The organism is Evansella halocellulosilytica, assembly GCF_002335745.1.
In the GTDB taxonomy this organism is placed as follows: domain Bacteria; phylum Bacillota; class Bacilli; order Bacillales; family Salisediminibacteriaceae; genus Bacillus_CA; species Bacillus_CA halocellulosilytica.
Window position 1 is genome coordinate 1,040,669 of the sequence record NZ_NIST01000001.1, and the last position, 23,386, is coordinate 1,064,054.

At 38.3% G+C, this 23,386-nt stretch carries 19 protein-coding genes and 1 pseudogene; 18 read left to right on the forward strand and 2 right to left on the reverse strand.

Features of this window, described 5'->3' with window-relative positions; translation table 11 throughout:
* Window positions 1-29 precede the first annotated feature (29 nt).
* The 16 genes from ltrA (at window position 30) to CD001_RS05015 (ending at window position 18,756) form a co-directional block, all read left to right on the forward strand.
* Window positions 30-1,301, forward strand: coding sequence for a group II intron reverse transcriptase/maturase (ltrA, locus tag CD001_RS04940; RefSeq protein WP_096186455.1), 1,272 nt, complete (start codon window positions 30-32; stop codon window positions 1,299-1,301).
* Between the two features lie 470 nt (window positions 1,302-1,771).
* Window positions 1,772-3,886: a BglG family transcription antiterminator gene (locus tag CD001_RS04945; RefSeq protein WP_096186456.1), complete on the forward strand. Its 2,115-nt coding sequence runs from the start codon at window positions 1,772-1,774 to the stop codon at window positions 3,884-3,886.
* Window positions 3,883-4,320, forward strand: coding sequence for a PTS sugar transporter subunit IIA (locus CD001_RS04950; RefSeq protein ID WP_096186457.1), 438 nt, complete (start codon window positions 3,883-3,885; stop codon window positions 4,318-4,320). Before CD001_RS04945 ends, CD001_RS04950 begins: the two co-directional genes overlap by 4 nt.
* A complete protein-coding gene (locus tag CD001_RS04955; RefSeq protein WP_096186458.1) occupies window positions 4,321-5,463 on the forward strand; it encodes a mannitol-1-phosphate 5-dehydrogenase in 1,143 nt (380 codons plus the stop codon).
* A gap of 250 nt (window positions 5,464-5,713) precedes the next feature.
* The gene (locus CD001_RS04960; protein WP_096186459.1) at window positions 5,714-6,448 is read left to right on the forward strand and encodes a class I SAM-dependent methyltransferase; all 735 of its coding nucleotides are present in this window, start codon (window positions 5,714-5,716) and stop codon (window positions 6,446-6,448) included.
* A 497-nt stretch (window positions 6,449-6,945) separates the two neighbouring features.
* Window positions 6,946-7,680: a coiled-coil domain-containing protein gene (locus CD001_RS04965; RefSeq protein WP_096186460.1), complete on the forward strand. Its 735-nt coding sequence runs from the start codon at window positions 6,946-6,948 to the stop codon at window positions 7,678-7,680.
* 33 nt (window positions 7,681-7,713) lie between these two features.
* On the forward strand, window positions 7,714-8,934 hold the full coding sequence (locus tag CD001_RS04970; protein ID WP_096186461.1) for a polysaccharide deacetylase family protein: 1,221 nt from the start codon (window positions 7,714-7,716) through the stop codon (window positions 8,932-8,934).
* A 90-nt stretch (window positions 8,935-9,024) separates the two neighbouring features.
* Complete coding sequence (locus CD001_RS04975) at window positions 9,025-9,483, forward strand: VOC family protein (protein ID WP_096186462.1); 459 nt, start codon at window positions 9,025-9,027, stop codon at window positions 9,481-9,483.
* Between the two features lie 205 nt (window positions 9,484-9,688).
* Window positions 9,689-11,005: a spore germination protein gene (locus CD001_RS04980; protein WP_096186463.1), complete on the forward strand. Its 1,317-nt coding sequence runs from the start codon at window positions 9,689-9,691 to the stop codon at window positions 11,003-11,005.
* A 7-nt stretch (window positions 11,006-11,012) separates the two neighbouring features.
* Window positions 11,013-12,092 (forward strand): spore germination protein, encoded by a 1,080-nt coding sequence (locus CD001_RS04985; protein ID WP_257009706.1) that lies wholly within the window; start codon window positions 11,013-11,015, stop codon window positions 12,090-12,092.
* Window positions 12,085-13,155 carry a Ger(x)C family spore germination protein gene (locus tag CD001_RS04990; protein ID WP_096186464.1) on the forward strand — a complete coding sequence of 357 codons (1,071 nt, stop codon included), beginning with the start codon at window positions 12,085-12,087 and terminating at the stop codon, window positions 13,153-13,155. The genes CD001_RS04985 and CD001_RS04990 overlap by 8 nt, the downstream gene beginning before the upstream one ends.
* Before the next feature lie 667 nt (window positions 13,156-13,822).
* Window positions 13,823-15,496 (forward strand): GAF domain-containing sensor histidine kinase, encoded by a 1,674-nt coding sequence (locus tag CD001_RS04995; RefSeq protein WP_096190494.1) that lies wholly within the window; start codon window positions 13,823-13,825, stop codon window positions 15,494-15,496.
* Complete coding sequence (locus CD001_RS05000) at window positions 15,493-16,125, forward strand: response regulator (protein WP_096186465.1); 633 nt, start codon at window positions 15,493-15,495, stop codon at window positions 16,123-16,125. Before CD001_RS04995 ends, CD001_RS05000 begins: the two co-directional genes overlap by 4 nt.
* A 146-nt stretch (window positions 16,126-16,271) precedes the next feature.
* Entirely contained in the window at window positions 16,272-16,892 is a 621-nt protein-coding gene (locus CD001_RS05005; protein WP_096186466.1) for an FMN-dependent NADH-azoreductase, read from the forward strand.
* A 38-nt stretch (window positions 16,893-16,930) separates the two neighbouring features.
* Entirely contained in the window at window positions 16,931-17,920 is a 990-nt protein-coding gene (locus CD001_RS05010; protein ID WP_096190495.1) for an ATP-binding cassette domain-containing protein, read from the forward strand.
* Entirely contained in the window at window positions 17,917-18,756 is an 840-nt protein-coding gene (locus CD001_RS05015) for an ABC transporter permease (protein ID WP_096186467.1), read from the forward strand. The genes CD001_RS05010 and CD001_RS05015 overlap by 4 nt, the downstream gene beginning before the upstream one ends.
* 660 nt (window positions 18,757-19,416) lie before the next feature.
* On the opposite strand, the gene CD001_RS05020 is transcribed toward CD001_RS05015, so the two are convergent.
* Window positions 19,417-20,244 carry a DUF6612 family protein gene (locus CD001_RS05020; protein ID WP_096186468.1) on the reverse strand — a complete coding sequence of 276 codons (828 nt, stop codon included), beginning with the start codon at window positions 20,242-20,244 and terminating at the stop codon, window positions 19,417-19,419.
* A gap of 265 nt (window positions 20,245-20,509) precedes the next feature.
* Window positions 20,510-20,707: pseudogene (locus CD001_RS26805) on the reverse strand (IS3-like element IS655 family transposase); the annotation flags it as partial.
* Between the two features lie 247 nt (window positions 20,708-20,954).
* Here CD001_RS26805 and CD001_RS05025 point away from each other — a divergent pair.
* Entirely contained in the window at window positions 20,955-21,944 is a 990-nt protein-coding gene (locus tag CD001_RS05025) for a foldase protein PrsA (RefSeq protein WP_179298605.1), read from the forward strand.
* Window positions 21,945-22,167: 223 nt separating this feature from the next.
* Window positions 22,168-23,385, forward strand: coding sequence for a winged helix-turn-helix domain-containing protein (locus CD001_RS05030; protein ID WP_096186470.1), 1,218 nt, complete (start codon window positions 22,168-22,170; stop codon window positions 23,383-23,385).
* The last annotated feature ends 1 nt before the right edge of the window (window position 23,386 follow it).

Here is a 23,386-nt window from a genome sequence, read left to right on the forward strand (position 1 = left end):
CGAAAGCAATGGCGTAAGGGGAATAACAGATGAAAAGACGTGTATGGTACAGTTTGTATGACAAAGTGTACAAGAAAGCGAATCTAGTAAGTGCCTTCTATCAAGTGAAGAAGAATAAAGGTGCACCAGGGGTTGATAAGGTAACAATTGAAGGCTATGAAGCAAAGCTGGAGGACAATCTAGAAGTGCTCCAACAGAAGCTAAAAGATAAACAATATCGACCCAAACCTGTTCGACGAAAGATGATCGACAAAGATAATGGCAAGAAACAACGTCCACTAGGGATACCAACGGTGGAAGATCGCATCGTACAAGCTTCTCTTCGAAATGTATTGGAACCGATCTTCGAAGAAGAATTCCTTCCGTGTAGCTATGGTTTTCGGCCCGGAATAAGTGCTCATATGGCTTTAGACAAAGTCACTGAACACTTGAATGCAGGATACCATTATGTCATCGATGCCGACTTACAATCCTACTTTGACACGATCCCACATGATAAACTGGAACATCAAATAAGGAAACGAGTGACAGATGGGTCTATAATCAAACTCATTCACCGTTTTCTCAGAGCAGGTGTCATGGTAGGAGATCGATACGAAGATACCCCTGAGGGAGCTCCGCAGGGTGGCGTGCTAAGTCCATTACTTTCGAACATCTACTTACATCAGCTTGATCAACTGATGACTGAGCGAGGTCACCGAATCGTCCGTTTTGCGGATGATTTTATCATTCTTTGTAAAAGTTCAAAAGGCGCAGAAAGAGTTATGCGAAGTGTCTCAAGATTTCTTGAGGAAGAGCTAAGTCTAACTGTGAATCAAGAAAAGACTAAAGTTGTCAACGCCAACAAAGAGCCATTTACATTCTTAGGCTATGAATTCATCGGAGATATTCGAAGAATAGACCCTAAGAAAGAGGCGACATTCAAGGAACGAGTGAAAGAAATGACTCGTCGAAACCAAACAGTTGATATTCAACTACTTATCCAAGACAAATTAAATCCATACATTCGAGGTTGGGCAAATTATTTTCGTTATGGAAATGTGAAGAACAAATTCAAAGTATGGGATAGCTGGATAAGAAGACGGTTACGAATGGTACAACTAAGAAGCTGGAGACATATAAAGAACCTCCACCGCCTTCTGAGAAGAAAGGGATGGAGGGAAGAAAACCTTAGAGGAATCCGTATGTTTGCTTGGCGAAGTTCCAAAAGTCCAATGGTTCATGCGGCACTAGACAATAAGTTCTTTTCAGAACTTGGACTCGTTAGTTTATCATCTGTTTATGATGAACGTTATCTCTAAAAGGGATATATGGGAAGAGCCACATGCGAAGATCCGCACGTGTGTGCTCTGTGAGAGGCGTGGTCAGTAATGGCGACGCCTACTCGGTTTAATAAAATTAAAATTTTTTACAAGGATGTTTCTCGCGCTTCGATACGGATGTGATGACCTCAGTGTTCTCGCTGGACGCAGAGGTTTTAGCCGACGATCTTACCTAGCAGTTTTCTCGACGGACAGAACGTGTCACTTTGCCGTGTGCAACCTAGCATAGCAAGTACTAGTAAAGGGAGGGAAAGCGCGTGTTGCCATATACGGGCGCTTTAGTTATTAAATGTTGGCAACAATGCTTATGCCGAAACTATATCTACCTTTTGTTGAGATAAGGGTTCACAGACATTATCATAATAAGTGAAAGGGATAACAATTCATGTTTGTCATGGTGGATGGCTTATTTTTTCATGAAGCGTACCCGAAATAGTGGAGTGGATAAAATGTATATTTCTGCACGGGAAAGAAAAATACTTGATTTTTTGTTAGATAAAAGTGACGAAACGACAGTAAAGCAGTTGGCAGAAGAATTGGACGTCAGTGCACGTACTGTTCATCGTGATTTAAAAGGTGTAGAAGAAATATTAAAAGAGTACAGACTTCGTTTAATGAAAAAGTCTGGTTCTGGCATTCAAGTAGCGGGTGACGAGGAAGGGAAAGAAAAGTTAAAGCTATTTTTGTTTACTCTCTCTCACAACGAATATACACCAGAAGAACGGCAAAATATGATTTTATCTGAATTGCTTGATGAAAAAGAACCGGTCAAATTGATCTCATTAGCGAATGATTTAAATGTTACAATCGCTACCATTAGTAATGATTTAAACAAAGTTGAAGAGCGAATTGCCCCTTTTGATTTAACATTAATTAGAAAAAGAGGATATGGTGTTGAGATTACCGGGACAGAATCGGCCAAAAGAAAAGCAATGAGCCGGCTCATCATCGAGAATATTGATGAATTCGAATTTATCTCCATATTAAAAGAAAACATTCAAAAAAAATCGACTCAGTATATGGATACGATTACCGACCGTTTATTAGGCTTAGTCGACAAAAAGAAGCTTTTAACGATTGAAAAGCAAATCGAGAAAATCAAGCCTGAACTGCCTTATTCCATTGCTGATAGTGCATATATCGGCCTCGTCGTACACCTTGCTCTTGCAATTGAACGAATTCAGCAAGGTGAAGAGATAAATTTTGATTTAGACGATTTAAATCAATTGAAGGAGACGAGAGAATATAAAGTGGCAGAAAAGATTGTCTCTGGATTAGAAGACGCTTTTCGTATTGAGATTTCTCATGGCGAAGTCGGTTATATTACGATGCACCTAATGGGAGCAAAGCTTCGGAACGAGAATGACGATATGTTTGAAGAGCCAAGCCTTCACATCGGTCTATTTGCTCAAAAGCTCATCCGTTATGTCAGTGATGAAGTTGGTCAAGATTTAACGAGAAACGTATCTTTATACCAAGGTTTAGTCGCACATTTAAGGCCGGCAATGTACCGAATTAAACAAAATATGGGGATCTCGAACCCGTTGTTATCTAAAATTGAAACCGATTATCGCGAACTTTTTGACACGATTCAAAACGTGGTAAAGGAGATGACTCCAGACCTCTATGTACCTAAAGAAGAGATTGGCTATTTAGTGATGCATTTTGCTTCGGCTCTGCTGAAGACTGATATCGTCAAAACGTACCACATTTTAGTCGTCTGCTCTAGTGGAATCGGTACGTCAAAAATGCTTTCTACTAAATTGGAACAAGAAATTGCCGGGATTAAGACCGTTAATGCCTCACTTTTTGATCTCGAGACAGTTCGTTTAAAAGATTTTGATGCAATCATTTCGACGATTCCTCTAAAAATTGAAAATGACTATTTAGTTGTGAATCCGTTATTATTGCCTGATGATGTCGAGAAAGTGAAGAGATTTTTATTTGAGAAAAAAGAGTTTGCATTAGAGGAGTCTTCTCGTGCAGGGAAAACGAACGAACATATGTATCGAGCTAATTTTCTAGAGGAAATGACGAAGGTAAAAAACTATGCAAATGCGATTTATCACATTTTAAATGAATTGCATATTTCAACTACTCGAGAAGAAGCTACAAAAGAAGTAATTTTAAAAGATTTATGTGAAACATTGCAAAAGAAAAACGTGATCACAAGTGTTGGTGCTGTTTTACATGACCTTCATAAACGCGAGGAAACTGGCGGTCTCGGGATACCAGAAACGGCCATAGCGTTATACCATACGAGAAGTGATCATATTCGTTTGCCTAGTGTGTCTGTTAACAAACTGAGTCATCCTATTCCTGTAAAAGCGATGGATGATTCAGTTATTCATATAAAGACAATGATTCTCATGCTAGCCCCAAAAGATGAGGCCAATGAGGAGACATTAGAAGTTTTAAGCGGGATTAGTTCATTTATTATCCGTGATGAACAGACGATCACGCAGTTTGAATCCAGTGAAGAAGAAGAGATAAAACGCTTATTAGAAAATGAACTACAAATGAAATACGAAGAAAAGGTGTTAAAAAAGGAGAGCAAATCATGAAAAAAGATATTTTACCAGCAGAAAACATTATCCTGAATGCAAGTTTTTCAAATAAAGAAGAAGCAATCAGAGGAACAGGACAAGTTTTAGTAGAAAAAGGCTATGTAAGCCCTGAATATATCGACAAGATGATTGAACGTGAAAATATCACCTCAACATTTATGGGGAATTTTGTTGCGATCCCTCATGGAACAGAGGATGCGAAAGAGGCGGTCATCTCATCTGGGATTACCGTGATCCAAGTTCCTGACGGCGTTGATTTTGGGGATGGGAACATTGCGAAAGTGTTAATCGGCATCGCAGGTAAAGGGGATGAGCACCTTGATATCCTTTCACAAATTGCGATCGTTTGCTCAGAAGAGGAAAATGTTCAAAAAATTATTGAAGCCAATGAACCTGAAGATATCATCAGTCTATTTGATGAGGTGAATTAAATGTTAGCCGTTCATTTTGGAGCAGGAAATATTGGTCGAGGATTCATTGGAAGTCTTTTATCCAATGCAGGCTATGACGTTTGCTTTGTTGATGTCAATGACGAAATCGTTCAATTAATCAATGAAAAACAGCAATATCGTGTTGTACTTGCTGGTGTGGAGACGAAAGAAGATGTCGTACAACATGTAAGAGCGATCAACAGTATCGAAAACCCGGAGAAAGTGGTCGAGGCGATTGCTTCTGCTGATATTGTGACAACAGCTGTCGGACCGCACGTGTTAAAGATCATTGCTGAGCTTGTCGCAAAAGGGTTGAAAAAACGTGCAGAAGTGACGTCAAAGCCATTAAATATTATTGCTTGTGAGAATATGGTTGGCGGAAGTTCGTTTTTAAAAGAAAAAATCTATGAAGCGCTCACGGTTCATGAAAAAGAACAGTTTGATCACTATTATGCTTTTCCTAATGCCGCTGTCGATCGAATTGTGCCAGATCAAACGAATGAAGATCCGCTAATGGTTTTAGTTGAACCGTTTTTTGAGTGGGTCGTCGACAGATCTCAAATGATTGGTGATGTACCGTCCATTGAAGGCGTTACTTTTGTGGACGATTTAACCCCGTACATTGAAAGGAAGCTGTTCACGGTAAACACCGGTCATGCCGTTGCAGCCTATTTAGGCTATCAAGCAGGGTTAAAAACAATTAAAGATGCGATGGAACATGAAAGAGTATTACCACTCGTGAAGGGAGCCTTAACGGAATCGGGGGATGTATTGATCAAAAAGTATAACTTTGCTGCGGAAGAGCATCAGCTTTACGTTGAAAAAATTATCGGCCGTTTTATGAATCCGCACATGAATGATGAAATACCGCGGGTTGCGAGAGGTCCGATTCGTAAGCTAGGAAGAAATGATCGGTTAATTAACCCAGCTCTTCAATATGCTGAACAGCTTGAAGGCGAGCCAGAACATTTAATTAAAACGATTGCTGCCGCTCTAAAATACGACTACCGAAACGATGAAGAAGCAGTGCAATTACAAGAAAAAATAAAAGAGTTTGGCTATGAAAAGGTGCTTTACGAAGTTTGTGGTTTGGCGGAAGGGCATCCATTCGTGCAGGCGATTTTAGAAGAAGTGAATAAATAATTAGCTTAATATCGCATTGTTTTTTGTTTAGTTAGGAGATTTGCCGGTGTCGGGGTTATCTGACCTCGCGGTTCCTCGGGTTCTGAAGCCTACAAAAATGAACCAGGTTCACGTGAACTTGGTTCATTTTTGTATACATGAGTATAAACACCTGCCATTTGAATATATATACAACCTTTACACCTGGTTGGTACGCTAGTTTAATGAGAGTAGAATATTCTCGACAAACAACATTCTAGGGGTGGATGAGATGAAACAGAACAAATATGATGATCCTGCATTTTTCAAAAACTACAGTCAAATGAGTCGTTCTGTAGAGGGCTTGGAATCTGCAGGAGAATGGCCTGCTTTACGTTCCATGCTTCCTGATTTAAAGGGGAAACGTGTATTAGATCTTGGTTGTGGATATGGCTGGCATTGTCGCTACGTACGTAAACAAGGAGCACAGTCAGTCGTTGGCATCGACCTATCAGAAAAGATGCTGCGCCGTGCAAAGGATATGACGAATGACTCTGCAGTAACCTATGAGAGGATGGGAATAGAAGACATTGATTTCGAAGCAGAAGAGTTTGATGTCGTCATTAGTTCCCTTGCCCTCCACTACACTGAGCGTTTCGATCTTGTCTGTCAAAACATTCATCACTGTCTTACTACAGGAGGCAGCTTCATCTTATCGGTAGAGCATCCGGTCTTTACTGCAATAGCAGCACAAGATTGGTTTTACGGACCAAACGGTGAGCGCTTGCATTGGCCAGTCGATGGCTATCAAAATGAAGGGCAACGAGAAGCGAGATTTCTAGACAATGATGTTGTGAAATACCATCGCACAGTTGCCACACATATGAATGCATTGATAGAATCAGGCTTTTCGATTGTAAAGGTTGCAGAACCTCAGCCCTCTCAACATCTGCTTAAACAAAACGAGGATTGGCGTGATGAGACTCGCCGTCCAATGTTTCTGATAATAAGTGCTGTCAAAAATTAGATCTAATAAACATATCCTAGTTTAAGCTATGCTTCGATATCCTTGGAACTTCTTATTTGTCCGCTACTTTTCCGTTTTAATCTACAATAAGATGATGAATTCTTCCAAACTCTTCTAACTCCACAGTTTGTGGAGTTTTTTCTTACGATTGCAATGAATGATAACGATGTATTGAGTGAAAAGACCTATATTCCGCATGAAAATAAAGGGTTAAAATGCCTAAAAATGTCTAATTTTGTGGAATTGAACAATTGGATGTGTATAATTTAATAGTATAAAAGGATTGGGGATAAAATAGGTCTCTTGTTTCACAATGATCGCAAAAATGTAAGTTACGACGGTAGTAGGTTACCGAAAAACCTGATTAGGTGGCTATCTGTTTTTTGGTACCAATTGATAGTATGTTAATAACCTAAGGTGAACTTTTGGTGGGTCAAAAGGGGTGTGAAGAAAGGTACATATACGATTGAAAAGAAGAGTGATAGGAGATGAAAAAGATGACGAAAGAGACAAAAAACAAATCAAGAGGTTGGCTAAAAGGAGTTCTTTCTAATCCGAACGAAAATGACCAACATCGTGAACATGCTGGTGAACAAGTTGGTAGGGAAGAAGATGAACCGAACAATATTAATCACCCTGAATCAGCAGAGTATCCAAACAATAACAATTTGTTTTCAAAAGAAAACCAAGACAAAATATCGTTAGATTTAATTGTAGCTTTAGAAAATATGTTAAATGACCGGCAATTAATTTTACATAATAAAAAAGGTCTTGAAGACAAATTAGAATCAGCAAATGAATCAATCCACCGTCTAAAGCACGATTTGACTAAGAAGGATCAGCTTATACAAGATAAAAGTGAAGAAATTCATCAATTGGAAACGAACTTGACGAATAAGCAAATGAGCTATGACCAGCTACTTGAAGACTATAAAGATTACCAGTACTCTTCTAAAAATGATTATGAAAAGCTATCAAATCAACTAGAAAAAGAGATTAATAAATATAATCGATTAAATGAAGAATCGAAGAACAATCAGTATGAAAGTATGCTGAAAATAAAAGATCTTGAAGAAAAAGTGAGAGAGTTAGAAGTAGAAAACGAGAAACATGAGGAACAATTCCAACAGCTTCAAGATGAGAAAAATGAATTAATAGGAACGATTAACGATTTTACAGAACGAATGTCTTTGTCCTTCCCGAAAAAGCCGTCGACATCTCACTCGGAATAACTGATACCTGAACCTAAAAGAAAGGGGGCAGCCATGTCAGTCTACCACGAAAAGCTACTTGAACTCTTATCCATAGAAAAAACGTCAGATCAAGCATTTTTGCGAATGAAACTATCATTTAAAAAAGAAGTAGAACTTCTTTGGGAAATTGATATTGATACAGCTCGTAAGTTGCAAGTATTAACTGACGCAGGGAATCATTATAAATTTAGGTTATCCTTTTATCATTCGTGGAACACGACCAAAAAGCAAAGCTTGAGCTATGTAACTAAAACGTACCGGAATGAAAGCGAAAGAGTTTATTTTTCATGTTCTGAAAAATATGTTAAAGGCTTACAAGCGATTAAGAGTGTTAGCGATATTGATGAAGTTTATGCGCTTCCTGATGTAACCGTTCACGATCCTGTTCAATCTGAAGAGCCTGTTCAAAAAGAACCGGAATCTAGTAACAACAGGCTCACATTGATTGCTGTTGCGGTACTAAGTGCTGCCTTCATATTTTTATTAGGGTATTCAGGTTACGATCACATTAGTCAGCCGGTATATGGCGAAGAAGCGAATGTGATTTATGAATCTCCAGAAAAAGAAATCCTTTTAAAAAGCAAAAGAGAAGTGCTTCTTTCCTCAAGTGGAAATTATGAAACGAACGCCATTACCGAAAGGAATATGCCTGCTATAGAAGTAACTGGCTTACAAACGTTTACGATTCCACAAGGCAGTGTTGCACTGACTTTCGATGACGGACCAACACTAAATACGATTAAAATTACTGACATTTTAAATGAATATCAAGTTGGTGGGACTTTTTTCTTTACTGGAATGAATATCCAAAAACACCCTGGTTATGTGCAGTATGTTCATGAAAACGGTTACTCGATTGGAAATCATTCAATGACTCATGTTAATATGAACCGATTAAATCGTGACGAGCAAGAAAAGGAACTTGTCGTAACAAGTGAATTAATTGAAGAGCTTATTCATGAGCCTGTCGAGTTATTTCGGCCTCCATATGGCGCTTATAATGAAAAAACGATCGATTTAATGGAAGAGCACGATCATAAAATGGTCCTTTGGGATATTGATCCAGAAGATTGGCGGTCGAGAAGTGCAGAAGCTATTATAAATCAAATACATAAAAACGATGTGTCAGGTTCAATTATCCTTCTCCACGAATCACAAGCAGTCGTTGATGCTCTGCCAGATATCATTGAATATTTACAAGAGCAAGACTTAGATATCGTAAATATTAAATAGGCTACAACAAAAGTCGTATGAAACTTCAATCCATAATCGGGAGACAGTATATTTATCTTCCTTTACGATGAAGTAAAGGAGGTAAGTACAATGATTAAAGGTTTATATGAAGCTCATCTACCTGTAAGTGATTTAGAACGCTCCATACAGTTTTACGAAAATCTTGGATTGGAGTTTGATCACCGTGTTGGCGATAATCTCGCATTTTTATGGATCGAAAAAGATAAGAGCTGGCTTGGCCTTTGGCAATCGGAACAAGTGCATTTAGAATACCATCCTTCGATCAGACATATTGCTTTTCATGTGTCTTTAACAGATTTAAAAAATTCGGTCAATTGGTTAGAAAATAAAAGGTACAAGCCAAGGGAAGCGTTTGGCTTTGAACCAGTAGAACCATTTGTTCTCGTTTCTAACGGTGTTTCCCATGCGAAGATCCATTTCAATGATCCAGACGGAAATAGTCTAGAATTAATTTGTAAAGTGAGAAATCCAAACAACTTGACTGAGCGCATGTACTTAAGCGAGTGGGAGAAGAGAAGTAAGGAATAAACGAGTCGGCTGCATACATAGATATGCAGTCGTTTTTTTGATTTACATCTGTCAATGCAGTTGAAGTGTGAGTGCAGACATCTAATTAGTAGAACGTAACGTTTATTAAGAATGCGCCTTATAAGCAGCAAGTTCAACTGCATAAAAAACATGAAATGGAAGACATTATAACAAAGTCTAATTAGCCTATGAAGGGATTTATGGAATGGATAACTTTGTAGAAGATATCAAAAATAAGTTTCAAAATAATGACGATTTTTTTTACCAGATCGATTACATATTAGATGTCCCAGTCATGTTTTTTGGCTTTAAGACGTTAATTGACCTTGATAAGACAAAGGTGACGATTCAAAAATGTGTTGATCGTGCTGTGGCTAGCGAGATCCCATTTGAAAAGCTGCTGGCGTTATTAGGAAAGGTAAAGGAGGGGAGTATAGAGGAAGCCACCGCGTCTATTGTTGAAGGAAAGATGATTATCCATGTTGGCGATGACAAGTTTGTCATTGTTGAGCCCATTTTCAAATCTTTAAATCGTGCAGTCGAACAGCCATCAAGTGAAAATGTATTACAAGGTTCATTAAGTTCTTTTATTGAAGATTTAGATACAAATATCGGCATTCTTAGAAGAGGGTTTAGTTCTGAGCGGTTATGTGTGCAATCCTATAACGTCGGTCATGAGAAAAAAAAGAAGCTTTCGCTTTTATATGATGAAGACCGTGTTGATATGAGTTTAGTAAAGAAAATTAGCCAACAAGTCGAAAGTAACAATCAAATGGACGTTACGAATATACAGCAGCTATCAAAAATGTTGAATTTTACCCCATGGGATTCGGTATCAAAATTTCAGACGACAGAACTGACTTTGGAGGCTGTAAGTTTTTTATTAAAGGGCAGAGTTGTGTTGTTAATAGATCGAATTCCTTATGCACTCATCCTTCCAAGTCTGTTATGGGACATGTTTACCGTTGATAATGACCGAAATTTTACGATCCCTTTAATGCTGCTTATTCGCTCAGTTCGAGTCATTGGCGTGTTAGCTACATTAATTATACCTGGTTTATATGTCGCGTTAGTCGCTGTCAATCCAGAAGTTTTACGAATGGAAATGGCATTGTCGATCGCTCAAAGCCGTCAAGGCGTTCCGTATCCTGCACTCGTTGAAATCATTATTATGCTTGTCATTCTCGAGTTAATTCTTGAAGCGAGTGTCAGGTTACCTAAAAGTGTCGGTCCGACGATATCAATGGTAGGGGGGATTATTCTTGGACAAGCGATCGTTGATGCACAATTAGTCAGCAATTTATTAATTATTATTCTTGCAGCCACAACGATTGCTAACTTCGCGATTGTTGGGGTACAAAATGCACTTGCAATTCGTTTATTTAAATATGTCATTGTTGTTTTAGCTTCAATTTATGGTGTTTTAGGAATATTGGTCGGAATGTTATTTGTATGTGCCTATCTTGCAAGTTTAACGTCATTTGGTGTCTCTTATCTTCACTTAAACTCAAGCAAAGGATGATAAAAGAGTGGATAAAAGCTTACATGTTGTATTCATGTATCTTCTTATACATATTGGGCTCATTCTGTTTATGTACCCAGCTGATATTATAGATAGTGTGAGCCGGACGCATTGGCTGCCGATTCTAATCGGGGTCGTTGTTCACATTACTTTTATATGGATTTTTATGAAAGGGCTAAGCTTTTTTGAAAATAAAAGCATTGTTGATATATATTTTGAAGCTGGAAAAGGGATATCATTCATTTTCCTTGTACCGGTTATGATTTACTTCCTTTTAGTTACCATCACTACAGTGAGTGCTCATTCAGAAATTATTAATATCGCTTTTTTATCAGAAACACCTGATTGGGCAATTATCGTGTTGTTCCTCGTAATTGCAGCCTATATTGCGACAAAAGGGGTTGAAGCCATTTTACGAACGGGTCTCTTAATTGCTCTTTTGTTTTTTCCGCTTACTATATTTATTTATTTTATGTCTTTTCAAAATGTTGATTGGCGTTATTTCTTTCCCCTATTTGATATCGATTATTCATTTTTGACTGAACGTTCTTACTACAAAAGCTATTTTGCTTTTACAGGCGGTTTTTTATTTCTTGGCTTTGTGCAGCCTTATTTTTATTACAACCGTAAAAAAGTGCTGCTAGCGGCTTTATTGCTTATTCCTTTCTTTCTCTTTGCTGTTTATACTCCAATTCTTACGTTTGGCCAGGCGACATCTGCTACGTTGCATTTTCCTTTCATTTTAGTGCTCGATTCGATTTATATACATTGGCTTATTTTTGACAGGGTGACGATGTTTTTCCTGTTAAGTTTAATCATTTTTATTATGCTTTTAGTTTCGTTAGTGTTATGGAAAATGTCGAGAATTATGACAGGATTTTTCCCGAAGCTTAAGCCTAACTATATCATTTACTTTCTGACAGTGCTTACGTTTGTCGTTTGCCTGATCATCCCCAATTGGAATGACATTGACAAGCTGTTTTGGTGGAATACCTTTTTTAGGTTCTATTCTTTATTAGTCGTTCCAATATCGATTTATATTTTAGGGTGGCGGTCGCAAAGAAAGGGGAACGTTGAAAATGGTTAGGTGGGCAGGAAAAGTAACGTTAGCTCTGTTCATGATTGCGCTTCTAGGTGGATGCTGGGATACGAAAGATATTGATCACCGCCAAATGCCGGTTGCCATGGGGATTGCAAAGGAAGGTGATGATTATCTAATCACTCTTCAATTACAGGAGCTTATTGATAATAGAGTTCACAATAAAATCATTAAAGGGTCAGGGTATACGATCACAAATGCTATCGATAAGTTAAGTATGAATATGGAGAGTAGGATTGATTTGCTCCATGTGAAAGTTGTCGTGATCGAAAAGCCATTAGCAGAAGAGGGGATTAATGATATTATTTCAGGTTTTATGAGAGCACGAGATGTTTCTCCAAATGCATTAGTCGTCGTATGCGAAGAGAATTTAAATCAATTTTTCCCCAAAATAATTAAGAATATGGATGGGGAGAGTATTAATTTTCTTGAATTTTTTGAAAAGCATGCTGGGTGGACACCGCATATTGCCTTAACGAGAGTTTGGCAAGTGTATAGAACGATTTATTCGTATACGCAAGATGTCAGTTTACCAATAATCGTTTCTGGGGATACGACAATTATTGAACATCTAGGCTCAGCAATTATAAAAAATGGAAAAATGGTCGGGCAAATTACTTCAGATGAAACACTGCTTTTTAATGCGTTTAATGGGGAAACGACACAAGCAAAAATAGAAGTGTTGGAGGAAGCGAGTGTATTAATCGTGGACGAAAGGTTGCGCCATAAAAGTGAATTAGTGAATCGTGTTCCTCATTTACGTAGTGTGTTAGAGTTGAAAGTAGTGATTTTAGAGACGAGGGGGGAAGCGTCAGTTGAACAAATAAAAAGTGACATAAATCAACTGTTAACCGATCGATTTAATCAGATGCTTTCAAAGGCAAAACAAAGTGAGGCAGATATTTTGGCACTTGGCCAACTTTTTAGAAATAATATTCATAGAGAAGACTTAAAAAACTGGCGATCCGAGTATTACCCAAAATTAAAAGTAGAATTTGAAGTGGAAACAGAAATTCAAAACACGGGTTTCTTAAAGTCGATCTCGGAGTAATCGCAGAAATAGTGTCTTTGGTGTTCACGCCGGAGCAGGGATATTAGCTGAATGCTTTAGCAGATAAACAAAGGAGCGATGCGAGTAGTGGAAGATAGCAGCGTTCTTCGCCTTACGTTATTTTGACGATAATGAGAGAAGTATGGCTGCATACATTAGTATGCAGTCGTTTTTCGGGTGGAATGAGTGTATGTTAGTAGTTTTGTGTGGAAGTGGTCGGTTTTGGATGTTTGACCTTAGGTTTTTCTTGAAAGATAAGAAACAACCATGGCTACGCTTCTCGTAGTTTATATAATTTTACACTCTCGATTGCTGTCTAGACTAGCAGGAGGCACGAGCGTTTCCTACACGAGCTTCCATACGGATGTGGTGACTTCGGCGTTCTCGCAGTACTCGGGGGGGGGGTTTAGACGAAGATGTTATCTTTCGAGTTGTCTCGACTTTTGAACCCTATCTGATGAAAGCAGGGTACAGCTGAACTTGCTTCATTCTTGTATGCTTCAATATGTGAATACAATTAAGTATAAGTTTATATAGGGAAGTAGGAGTGTATTAATACACAAATTGACTAAACCCACTAAACTGACATAAACATCATCTCCTTCGCTCACTTCTGCTAAAATAAAAGAAGAGAGTTTTGATGGAAAACAATTATGGAGGTGAGACGATGTCAGACAAAGAAGAGCACTATCATGAAATGAACATCTTAAAAACGATTGCTGAAACATTGAACGAAAATGTAAACATGAAAGAAATGCTGGAAACGACGCTTGAAAAGCTGTTAGATTTAACGAATCTAAAGACTGGATGGATTTTTCTTGTGGACGATGAACCAGATTATGAACACGTAGCAGACCATAATCTTCCTCCAGCTTTAGCGAAGGATAATAGAGAGCCGATGAGATGCGATGTCTGTTTTTGCCTTGGACTTTATTGGAATGGTGATTTGGATAAAGCGGTAAATATTATTGAATGCGAGCGGTTGTACAATGCAGAAAAGTATTCTTGGGGTGATACGGATAATTTGACACACCATGCGACGATCCCCTTAACCGTTCGAGGAGAACGCCTTGGCCTTTTAAATGTCGGGTCACCAGGAAAAGAAAGCTTTAGTCAGGAAGAGCTGACTTTTTTAGAGTCAGTTGCTTTTCAAATAGGAACTGCTATTGAACGAACGAGACTTTATGAACAAAGAGAAAAACAGGCTGTTGATAAAATAGCCGAATATATTGTTAATTATTATGCAAATGCGAATAATGTAACCCGTCATATATGGAAAATTAATGATATGAATAAGCTGCTTGAAACGGTTGTCAAAGAAGTCTCCCAACATTTTCAGTGGCCGACAGCAGCAATCGTTTTAAGAGAAGGAAAGAAGAAAGTACTTAAGTCGATTTATACCAATGGCAAAGGTAAGTTGAAAAACGATCAGCTCGCTGATCATGAACATATTATTAATCGAGCTTTCAATGAGCGGTCATATTGCATAAGTAACAAACGGGATGAAAGGTTACCTGAAGTGACGGCTCATCAGTATACTGTAGCAATCCCTTTAAAAATTCATGAAATTCATATGAACAATGATCCGGTTGGCGTTCTTTATTTGGGGCGCGAAACAGAAACGTTTAAAGGCTTGGAAATGGAAATTCTTGAAGTGTTGACCGATCACATTTCCTTAGCGATGGAAAAGATTCGTCTTTACGATGAGTGGCAAGGATGGCTGCTTGCTGAGGAACGAAATCGTCTCGCCCGTGATTTACACGATTCAGTCAACCAGAAGTTGTTTTCCTTGTCTTTAATGGCAGAAGGTCTGAAAGAGTTAATGAAGGGAAGCCAACCAGAAATAACGGAAGCTGCCAATGATATCGGCCAGTTAGCTCAAGAATCCTTAAATGAAATGCGTTCGATCATTTTGCAAATGCGTTCTCAAGGTGAAGTGAAAGGTATTCTTGGCGCACTACAAGACTATGCTGAACAAATAGATATTCATTTAACGATTTATATGAAAAAAACGGTTCCGATTCCTGAAGAGATTGAAAAGGCATTTTGGAGAATTGGCCAAGAGGCACTAAATAATGTAAAAAAACATGCCGAAACAAACCGAGCATGGATCAGAATTGAAAAGGATTCTGATGAATTGAGAATGAAAATTTCTGATCAGGGTCGAGGTTTTGTACCGGAGCGGGTCGAACAAAGTACAAAGTCGATCGGAATATCGAGTATGCGAGAAAGAGCAGCTGAAATAAATGGAGTATTAAGTATTAGCAGTGAAGAAGGGAGTGGGACGATTATTACAGTCGCTGTCCCTCACCGATCTAAGGGAGAGGAGGAAAACGAGTGAAAATAAATGTCTTGCTTGTCGATGATCACCTTGTCGTTCTCAAAGGATTACGATTTTTCCTTCAGACTCATCCTGACTTGAATATCGTCGGCCAAGCACAAGATGGTAAAGAAGCACTTGAGAAAGTGGAGGAACTAAAGCCGGATGTCGTATTAATGGATTTAATTATGCCTGAAATGAATGGGATAGAAGCAACAAAGCAAATTGTCGCTACATATCCTCATATAAAGGTGATCATGTTAACGAGTTTTTCTGATAAAGATTCTGTTTTGCCTGCGATTAAAGCCGGAGCGATTGGCTACCAGTTAAAGGATGTTGAACCTAGTGTACTTATCGACACAATTAAAGCCGCAATGGCTGGAAACAAGACCCTTCATCCGCAAGTCACTAACCAATTAATCGACCAAATGACAACAGATGACGGAAAAGATGTCTCGATGCTGACTGAAAGAGAGAAGAATGTGCTTGAGCAAATTACGTTAGGCCGCAGTAATAAGGAGATCGCTGCAGAGCTTCATATTACAGAAAAAACGGTAAAAACACATATTACCCATATTTTTGCGAAAATGGAAGTTCAAGATCGGACACAAGCGGCGATGTATGCAATAAAAAATGACTGGTTTAAGTAAAGATGCTTTCTCAGACGAAGGTCGTATAAGAAGGTCTTACATTTATGTAAGGCCTTTTTTGTATGGGAAATTCAAACATGTAGAGGACGTTTTCTGCTGCTGAAATGGTTAATCTGATAGTAGAAAAACTTTAGGAGGAATGAAGAATGAATACTGTTTTATTTGTAAAAGCCAATGACCTTCCAGTAGAGAATTCAGTTAGTGTCAAAATGTATAATCGTTTTTTAAAACGATATAAAGAGTTGAATCCAAATGACAACGTCGTAGAGGTTGATTTGTATGAAGTGACGTTACCTTATTTAGGGTCGAAGTTGATCAAGACAAGTAGTAAAGCAGCAAAGGGCGTGGCAATGTCTAGGGAAGAGAGAGTGATACATCAATTTGTGACAGATAAACTAGAGCAATTCATTTCAGCTGACAAAATCGTAATCGCGTTTCCGCTATGGAACTTAACTGTTCCTGCAGTATTGCACTCCTATCTCGATTACATGCACCATCCTGGAAAAACATTTTCTTATTCTGAAGAAGGGGCAACTGGGTTACTGACAGATAAAAAGGTCGTTTTATTAAATGCTAGAGGAGGCGTTTATGCGGAAGGTGACCGCTTTGAAATGGCTGTAAATTTCGTAAGAAATCATTTGAATTTTTTCGGGATAACGAATATTACGACGTGTGTCATTGAAGGACACCATGAGTTTCCTGATAGAGGTAAAGAGATTATTTATGAAGGATTGAAGCAAGTTGAAGAGACTGCAGCTCAACTTTAATAAAAAAGGAAGATTGGAGGAGAAAGAATATGACCAACATGAATTACGATCACACTCAGACGGAGCTAGCTATTAATGCTAAAGGGCTCGTGAAAACGTTTGGTAATACCCGTGCTGTAAACGGGGTTGATCTTCAAGTAAAGAAAGGGACTGTATATGGCGTGCTTGGGCCGAACGGGGCTGGGAAAACGACAACCGTTCGAATGCTTGCGACTCTTCTAAAGCCGGACGGAGGAAAAGCAGAAGTGATGGGGCACGACCTTGTGAAAGAAGCTGATGAAGTGCGGAGCAATGTGAGCTTAACCGGTCAGTTTGCTTCTGTTGATGAGGAATTATCCGGAATGGAGAATTTGATTTTAATTGCTCGGTTAATTGGCTACAGTTGGAGAGAAGCAAAAGTAAGAGCGATGGAACTTCTTAAGGCATATGACCTTGAAGGTGCAGCTCACCGCCAAGTAAAAAAATATTCTGGAGGGATGCGCCGACGTATTGATATTGCAGCGAGTACGGTCATTTCACCGGAGGTTTTGTTCCTCGATGAACCGACGACAGGGCTAGATCCGCGGAGCAGAAATCAAGTGTGGGAAGTTGTTCGTATGCTCGCTGATTCGGGGACGACGGTGTTGCTTACAACTCAATACCTGGAGGAAGCCGATCAATTAGCTGACCGGATCGCAGTGATTGAAGATGGCAAAGTGATTGCTGAAGGAACGAGCAGTGAATTAAAAGCATTGATTGGATCGGGGGCCTTTTTGATTCGACTTGTACATTCTGATGACAGACCACGTGCAGAGCATCTGCTCACGAATAAGTTGAATACTCCTGTTCAGCGTGCAACAAACTCAGCGTCATTGTCTGTTCGTATTTCAAATACTGAGCAAGTATCCGAGATTTTGACGGAAATAGGAAAGGAAGGCATTCAACTTGCTGACTTTTCATTCGGACAGCCAAGTTTAGATGAAGTCTTTTTAACCTTAACCGGAAATCAGAATAAGACTAACGAAAAAGTAAAGGAGGTACCACTATGAGTATATCCACTTTACAATCTAAGAAAAATGCAGACTCACTTTTACAGTCAGCTATTTCTAAACGTAATCGTCCTAATCGTCCAAGTGCATTATCATCGACGACGACATTCGCATGGAGAGCAATGCTAAAAATAAAGTACGTCCCTGAACAATTGTTTGATATTACAGGATTTCCGATCATGTATTTGCTTATGTTCACCTATTTGTTCGGAGGAGCGATTGCTGGTTCAGCTGACCAATATTTGCAGTTTCTCATGCCGGGAATTCTTGTATTAACTGTCACGATGATTACGATGTATACAGGAGTAGACTTAAATAAAGACGTATCAAAAGGTATTTTTGATCGGTTTCGATCACTGCCCATTTGGAAGCCATCCGTTTTAACAGGAGGACTTTTAATCGATACACTCCGCTATAGTATAGCCTCGGGTGTCATGATCGGACTTGGTCTCCTGCTCGGGTTCAGGCCAGAAGGTGGAGCATCTGGAGTCATTTTAGCGATTGGCGTACTTCTCGTCTTTGCATTCAGCCTGTCCTGGATCTGGACGACACTCGGGTTAATCATGAGAACTGAAAAAGCATTGATGAATTTCAGTATGATGATTTTGTTCCCTGTTACATTTATAAGCAATGTATTCGTTGATCCAGAGACAATGCCATCCTGGCTTCAAGGAATTGTTGAATTAAATCCTGTATCAATTGTAGTGACGGCTGTCCGAGGACTGATGGAGGGAACCGCAGCCATTGATGAAATCGTCTGGGCATTCATAGCGTCAGGAATTATAATCGTCATTTTCGCTCCACTGACGATGTATTTTTACCGAAACAAAAGGTAATAAAGGTAGTCGATAGATGGTTGTTTGGGATGGAAAATTAAGAAGCTGGCTCGTTCATCAAGCTGCATTAGGATTCTTGACAAAGCTTGCTTCTTTCAAAGAAAGACAGAGGACATCGTATCCTCTGTCTTTTTCATAGAATAAGAATTTATATGAATAAGCTGCGATTTACCTCGTTTATTTTCAGGGTTTTTAGGATGGTTTTTGTTGTACACCTTGTTTATTCCTGAAAAATTTAAGTTTATTCCTGAATATTTTCGTTTTATCCGCGAAAATCGGCTTTTATCCTGTAAAAATCCGTGTTTATCCGCTAACTAGAATCATTCTAAATAAGTCCAGTTTAACCTCATCGAAACTCTCCTAAATAGAAATCATTCTAAACCCTTAAAACATGCTTAGATAAAACCGAGTGTCCTCGATAGATATTCGGTAATCGGATTATTGAGTGGAAATCATACAGAAAATAAAAACCAACTACAACGAGGTAGCCGGTTCTTTCATTTATTTTTTCAGTAATCTTTCGTAAGGGTTCTTCCAATTTATAAAAGAAATATTACGTGTTGAATTGAAATAAAGTTTGATCATTTAAATAAAGTTATACCGTTTTGAAAAAAAATTATAAAAATACTAGATAAACACCATCGAGTCAATCTGAAATAATTATTCATTATTTTCAATATACCGTTCAACTCCGATTGGAACTAAAAAGTATTCATCTTCATCTTCAAATATGTTAATGCCTTCAATAGATGAAGTCATCGTTTCAAAAAGGCTAATAACTTCTCCATCGAAATCAACTGTACCGTACATCTTTGTATCGAAATCGATGAGATGACCCGTATCCTTTTCGAGCTTTACCGATAATGAAAACTCATCGACAGAAGCTCGCTCCTCGGCTATATCAACCAAATTATCTTGAGTCAATAATTCATGATAAATATTAGTGTCTCCATTTAAGATCAACTCATAATACTCTCTGTCATCTATATCATCGTCAACATCATTCACAATTAACTCGTCTATATGTTCAAGTAAAAGGTCATAATTGATGAAAGAAGTGGTACTTTTATAATCTGCGATGATTTCTTCGTGATCAGTGTCAGGAAGTCTTTGCCAAGCTTCATTCTCAGTGTTCGGATTCTCTGTGAAATAAGTCGCATCTTCATTAGAATACATGGCATATGCCACGTTTTGACCTAATGTGGTCATCGATACATGTACGCTTGAAGAAAGCGGATCAAACATTAAGTTATTATCAATTTGCATTGTGGTTTCCTCATTGATTGAATCGCCTGTAAATTGTTGAGTTACAATCATGATTGACTTCATGCTTTGGATGTCCTTGACAGCAGCTTGAGCTATTTCTATAATGTCGTTTTTTTCATCAGGATCCTCAATAGACGTCATGTTATAGCCTTCAGTTTCTTCTTTTGTGGAACAGGATGAAGCGATCACAAGAAATAACAAAATGAAACATATTTTTTTCATTTTAAAGAAATCCCTCCAATGGAAACGCTGTATTTTAGACTTACAATAGCCACTATATTGAACGAAAGCTACCTTGTTGCCATTATTATCGCATGAAAAAGTATTCATGGGGATATTTAACAGAGTTTTTCATTTTATATAGATACAAGGGATGGCTGGGTTCGTTTATCCCCACGTTATTTTCATTAGGAATGATATTCTCATTATTACTTTTGCGTATTTAAGAAGATTTGTGCCGAGAAAACCATCCCTCGAGCAAACTTTGTTTGAATGTTGCCTCTTCTCCGACATTATCATAAGACGCTCCATTTTTACTCAATGAGTGTTCAATACCAAAGGCTTCTAACGCTTGATCAAACAACCTATTTTTATATTCAATTCCACTATCTCTGTCGAATCATTCTAGTCTATTAAGATTGTAATTTTCAGATGCAAAGGCACGCTGAACTAGCTCAGCACTTTTTTAAGGTATATAAACTAGTTTTATATATCCAAGTTATTCATCAGCTATTCATCATACTGTTGTATAATATATTATGTACTTGCTTAAACGATAGAAGGAAGTAGTCAGAATACTTACGGGCGGATTATGCTAGATAGTCTGCAAGATTCATAGGATGAAAATTAGGAGGGGAAACGAGTAGGAAATCTGGTGGCTTTAAGTTTTATCTGAAGATGATCGATTGAATAAATGAATGAGGTGTCGTGCATTGAAGTTGAAAATGACAAATATGTTAGTAGTAGTTTTTGCAATCGCTTTGCTCGTAAGTGCATGTGGGGGAAATGATGAGGAAAGTAATAAGGCAGTGGGAGAGACTGAGTCCGGAATCGAATTCCCTGAATTAGATCAATCGGATTTAGGAGATGAAGTCGTTGCAGAGTTTGATGGTGGCGAAGTTACTGGAGATGAATTTGCAACGTTTTTAGCTGTACAAGCCTTTTTAAATCCGGAAATGCCTATTAATGACCATGACTTTCGAGTTGACGTGATTCAAGAATTGATTATGGAAAAAGCAATCGTAAGCTCTTATGAAGAAAATGATGAGTGGGTGAACGAACAAACTGAAGCGGTCTGGGAACAACTAGCCACTTTTTATGATGAAGAGACGATGGAGCAAGCATACGATACGTTAAACATTACAGAAGAGGATATAAAACATTCATTAACGTCCGTGTTTAAAATGGAGTCGTACTTCCGTGAGCAAGTGACAGAAGAAGACAGTTCTGCGTTTTACGAAGAAGTTGCTGATGAGTTGACGACCGCTGATTTTACTCATATTTTAATCGCTACAGAAGAAATGACAGCTGATGGAGAGGTGGATGAAGTCCGCACGGATGATGAGGCTCTTGAATTAGCGAATGATCTTTATGAACAATTAGTAGAGGGTGCTGATATTCATGAATTAGCATCTGAGTACTCTGACGATGCAGGAAGCGTAGAAAATGGAGGACGATATACAGAAGCGTTCATAGCAGAATTAGTGCCTGAATTTGGAGAAGCGATTTTAGAGCAAGAAATCGATGAAATTGGCGATCCGGTTCGCACGGATTACGGCTACCACATCATTATGGTTGAAGATGTACAAGTTATTCCGTTTGAAGAAATAGAGGAGTCACTCATTGCTGAACTTGCCCATGAGAAATATGTTGAGTATTATTTTGAAACATTGCCAGAAATTGTTGGCGACATTCATCTTTAATTGTATGAGTAAGCAGCTGTATACATCGGTATGCAGCTGTTTTTTACGTTAGCAGGTGGAGGAGAGGGAGGTTGTCTGATTTTGCGCCTGCGTATGTATAGTGCTGAATTCTCAGTTTCTGAACCATACAGATTTGAAGCAGCTTCAAACTTGTATGCTTCAATTCATGAGTATTCAAGCGGCTGAGTGCAAATAAATCATTCTTAAATGAATAAACATTCAAATGACGATCATTTCCGAAATAGATGGTATGATATGGATAACGAACGACGAACGATTTTCAACTGAGGAAGGTGACTTAACCGTGGCTTTATCTTTTGATATTAATGATTATAAAGTAACGATAAATAGCCAGGAAGTGAAGCTGCTTCGCAAAGAATTTTTGTTGCTTCAATATTTATATGAACATGCGAATAGAGCACTGTCACGCCAACAGCTTCTTGATGCGGTATGGCCGTTGCAAGTTCCTTCTGACAGAACCGTTGACGATCACATTTACAGATTACGTAAAAAGCTTAAAGCATGGAGTGACATAGTCAACATTGAAACTGTAAAAGGATTCGGGTATAAACTTGTTTTTTCAAAAGGAGAAGGAGCTTTAGTCTTTCGAATGGAACAAGATGAAGAATTTCAAGAGCTCACCCAGAATTTAATTAATAAATACCATCTATATGGGCATGGCGAGGCAATGCATCAATTAATTGAAAAAAATACGTTTGGTGTGTTTTTAGAAGAAGACCGACAGAGAGTGATTCAGTTTTTAAGAGGGGATTTTCGAACGCTAATTCATACAACGAATATTCCATTTGAAAAACGAGCATTTCCTTTACTAGCGCTTTATTTTTTGCTAGAAAATGATCTACGTAAGATGGATCGTATGTTTCATAAATATGAGCAAGCTCACGAAATTGGTGAGTCGTGGAACAATGAGGACTACGGTCTTTTTCGAATTTTGCTAGATCTTTATGCAAATCGTTATACTGCGGCACGTGAAAAGCTTGTCAAAGCTGATGAGTCAATTAGTGATGAAGTTCCAGGGTCTTATGGATTCTATCAGCTATGGTGGCTGATGTATGCATTATGTGTGAACGACTTTCCTCTAGCTGATGAAAAAATTGACGTATTAGAACAATTTTTCGAAAAGCATTTCTTTCAAAGAGAATATGGTTTGTTTTTAATCCTTCAAGGTTTTTATTATTTACATCAAAGAAAAAGAACGAGAGGAACTGATTTACTGTCACAGTCTTTTACGGTCATTGATAAAACTCAATTTGTTATTCATACATTAGTTGCACTTTTTGTTGCTGAGAAGCTCCTTACGGTTTTTCCGTTCGAAGAAGCGGCAGAGCTTATTGTGCAGAAAAAAGAGGAGGTGTACGAACAGTACGAGTTACGTTCGTTAAAAGAGATCATAAAAAATGAACTTGATCAATATCTCTGAT